Origin of the sequence: Paenibacillus artemisiicola (genome assembly GCF_017652985.1) — a bacterium.
GTDB lineage: Bacteria > Bacillota > Bacilli > Paenibacillales > Paenibacillaceae > Paenibacillus_Z > Paenibacillus_Z artemisiicola.
The window spans coordinates 1-600 of the sequence record NZ_JAGGDJ010000128.1 but is presented as its reverse complement, the minus strand read 5'-3'; the positions used below and the strand labels follow the sequence as shown (position 1 = coordinate 600).

The 600-nt window shown below is 53.0% G+C and carries 3 rRNA genes; all 3 read right to left on the bottom strand.

From position 1 onward, the window contains the following. Positions 1-126, bottom strand: a 23S ribosomal RNA gene (locus tag I8J29_RS33500); the annotation flags it as partial. Positions 127-294: 168 nt separating this feature from the next. After that, positions 295-411 (bottom strand): 5S ribosomal RNA (gene rrf, locus I8J29_RS33495). 98 nt (positions 412-509) lie between these two features. Then, positions 510-600, bottom strand: a 16S ribosomal RNA gene (locus tag I8J29_RS33490); the annotation flags it as partial.

Below are 600 nucleotides of genomic sequence, written 5' to 3'. Positions count from 1 at the left end.
TTTCCCCATTCGGACATCCCCGGATCAGCGCCTGCTTACGGCTCCCCGAGGCATTTCGTTGTTCGCCACGTCCTTCTTCGGCTCCTAGCGCCTAGGCATCCTCCGTGCGCTCTTAGTAGCTTAACCAGTTGATGCTGCCTTGCGGCATCATCGCATACATCTTGTTAATCTCAGCTAAGAGATGTTTCGCAAATTTCATATCCAGTTTTCAAAGGGCAAGGTGTTTTTGCGGTCGATATCTCATCCTGAATAAACTTCAGCAAAAGACACTTCCACAAGGTGCGGTTCGCACCCGCTTGGCAACGTCCTACTCTCCCAGGACCCTGCGGTCCAAGTACCATCGGCGCTGGAGGGCTTAACGGTCGTGTTCGGGATGGGTACGCGTGGTTCCCCTCCGCCATCGCCACCAAACGGATGTATTATGCGGTTAGAAGGATTTATTCCTTCAAAACTGAACATGAGCGATCCTGTCGTTTTCGTTTCCTGCTCGGGAAACGAGTATTCCTTAGAAAGGAGGTGATCCAGCCGCACCTTCCGATACGGCTACCTTGTTACGACTTCACCCCAATCATCTACCCCACCTTCGGCGGCTGGCTCCCT